3 protein-coding genes are annotated in these 2877 nt (G+C 39.8%); all 3 read left to right on the top strand.

The annotated features are described in order from the left end of the window. Positions 1-1102: sensor histidine kinase (locus AC1DSB_RS17355; protein WP_477587213.1), on the top strand; the 1102-nt coding region annotated here is incomplete at its 5' end. A 45-nt stretch (positions 1103-1147) separates the two neighbouring features. Continuing rightward, entirely contained in the window at positions 1148-1690 is a 543-nt protein-coding gene (gene sigX, locus AC1DSB_RS17350) for an RNA polymerase sigma factor SigX (RefSeq protein ID WP_016427444.1), read from the top strand. After that, positions 1677-2877: hypothetical protein (locus AC1DSB_RS17345; protein WP_477587212.1), on the top strand; the 1201-nt coding region annotated here is incomplete at its 3' end. The genes sigX and AC1DSB_RS17345, both read left to right, overlap by 14 nt.

Genomic DNA, 2877 nt, shown 5'->3' with positions numbered 1-2877 from the left:
AAATGATGAAATTGGCCAGTTGGCAAATGCATTTAACCAGATGGGAAGACAATTAAAGCATCATTTAGAAGTAATCAATCAAGAGAAGGAACAGCTATCCAGTATTTTGACGTCGATGACAGATGCCGTCATTACGTTTAATCGTGATCATACGATTTTACTAAGCAATCCACAAGCTGAAAAATTGTTACAAAAATGGTTTTTCCGCATGGGTACGAATAATGGTCAGCCGATACCTGTTGAAATGGATCACATGCTCGACCATGGCCTTCATATGGAAGAAGAAATTAATGAAGAACTCGAAATGGAAGGAAGCTATTTTGCCATTACAATCAGTCCATTGTACAGTGGTGATTCAATTAGGGGAGCCGTTGCTGTATTGCGGGATATGACTGAACAACATCGACTGGATCGATTACGCTCTGACTTCATAGCGAATGTGTCTCATGAACTCAGAACCCCTATTGCGATGTTGCAAGGGTATAGCGAAGCCATTATAGATGATGTCGTATCATCTGAAGAAGAACGAGACGAAATGATAAAAATTATTTATGAAGAATCCCAACGCATGGGACGACTCGTTACTGATTTATTGGATTTAGCCCGTATGGAATCAGGTAGGATGCGTCTGTATAAAGAGAAWGTTGCTGTTTCCCCAGTCATCGAAAGAATTACACAAAAATTCGCACAAGTAGCGAAGGAATCACACATTGATTTGAAATTCGATTCTGCCGTCTCTCCGAAATTGACTACAGAAGTGGACGAAGATCGTATTGAACAAGTTTTGACCAATCTGATTGATAACGCTATCCGTCATACACCGAATGAAGGAAAAGTCACGGTATGTGTCGAACAACACAATGCGTTCGTGAAAATTAGCGTGGAGGACACAGGTTCGGGAATACCAGCTGAAGATCTGCCGTATGTGTTTGAGCGTTTTTACAAAGCAGATAAATCGAGAACAAGAGGAAAAGGTGGAACTGGTTTGGGTCTTGCCATTGCCAAAAATATGGTGGAAGCCCATGATGGTGTGATTTCAGTAATGAGTGAAGAAAATGTTGGAACCAAATTTACCTTTACATTACCAATAAAAAAAATGTAACTTTTTATTTGTTGTAACGACTAATTTTATGAACGGGGGGAGTTCATGAATGACTCCGTTTTTCACAGGCTCTATGATCAATATCATCAAGACGTATTTCAGTTCTTGCTGTATATTGTTAAAAATAGACAGACAGCCGAAGACTTAATGCATGAAGTATATGTTAGAGTTTTAAAAGCATACAGCCGATTCGAAGGGAAAAGTTCCGAAAAGACTTGGTTATTTTCGATTGCCAAAAACGTTGCGATTGATCATTTTCGAAAGTCGTCTGTACGCAAGCGTCATGCTTTTGACTTTTTTGACTGGGAAAAACAAGAGCTGAGATCCAATGAAGCTCTGCCCGATGAATTAGTCGAAATGAATGATGATATGAAGCAATTGCTGGACGTATTAGATGAATGCACTGGCGATCAAAAAATGGTTATTGTCATGCGATACTTTCAAGACCTATCCATTACGGAGACAGCACAAGTTCTCGGATGGACGGAAGGGAAAGTAAAGACCACACAACATCGTGCAATCCATAAACTTAGGGATCGCTTATCAGGGCATTCGGATAGGAGGCAAGTTCACGGTGAGCAACAATAAATGGAGTGAACAAAAGATTGACGAGTTACTTAGCCAAGTGCCCAAAATACATGATACACGCTCCAAAGACGAAGTATTGAAACGTTTGCAGCAAGATCCAAGATTGGCCGTTAGCAAAAACAAAAAACGTAAACAATGGATTCCATCGGCTGTAGCAGTTGCAGCAATGGCAACCTTGACAATACTTGTAGCAAGTTTTCTCAATAATCCGCAAAATGAGGATAAGGCCATGTCAGAGATGGCTGTTACTGATAGTTCCGCTAAACTTGAAGAAGAAAGCGCGGATGATACATCGAATCAAATGTTTTCAAATAGTAAAGAATCTGCAAACGATAGTGCGGGCATAACCAGTGATGAGGAAACGTCTCCTACATTTGCTCGTCAAGGTGCCGTTCTCACATCTGTCTACCCAGTAGATGCAAAAGAACACACAGTCTTTCACATTGGCATGTTGTCGAATGATGGAATCGTTGTACCCTTAACGGTACTTATTCCGAGCCGGACCATTGCGAATGATTTAGGAAATGCAGAGCCAACGAGTTTGGATTTGTATAATCAATATGCTGGTGAATTAGTTGAATCCGCACTTGGATTTGCTGAATTCCATCCATTCGAAGGTGAATTTAAAGAACAACAGAATCAATTGATTCACAAGTTACCATCTACACATGATTACGATTTGTCGAGTGCAACCATAAATGCGTATACCGAATCAATTCAAGAAACGTTTTATGGCTACAACCAAGTTGTTTTTCAAAATGAAGATGGAAGTCAAGCTGAATTTGATCAAGTTGGTCCTATGAAACCGCGAGCATTGACAAGTGGGAACACGTTTACGAGTTTCTATCTGTATAGAAATGAACATGGAAATCAATTTTTGGTACCGAACATGAACGAAACTCATTCGGACATTCAAGAAGCGATGAATGAAATGAAAACATCTCAGAGTGATTATCTACAGAGTGTAATTCCCGAAGGCATCAATTTTGAAGTGAGCAATGAACAAGGGATAAATCGTATCCGGTTTACAGAGGAATTGAACTTAGAACTAATGGATCCTCAAGTAGCTTCTCATTTAATCGAAGGGATTCTATTGACGAATGGAAGTTTTGGGAAAGACGTTCAGTTTGAAAATATCGCACCATTAACTTGGAATGGATTCGATTTCAGTAAGCCCGTTGAAAGTC

This window comes from Paenisporosarcina sp. P4_E4_2 (assembly GCF_056401595.1).
This window is presented reverse-complemented; position numbering and strand designations above follow the sequence as displayed.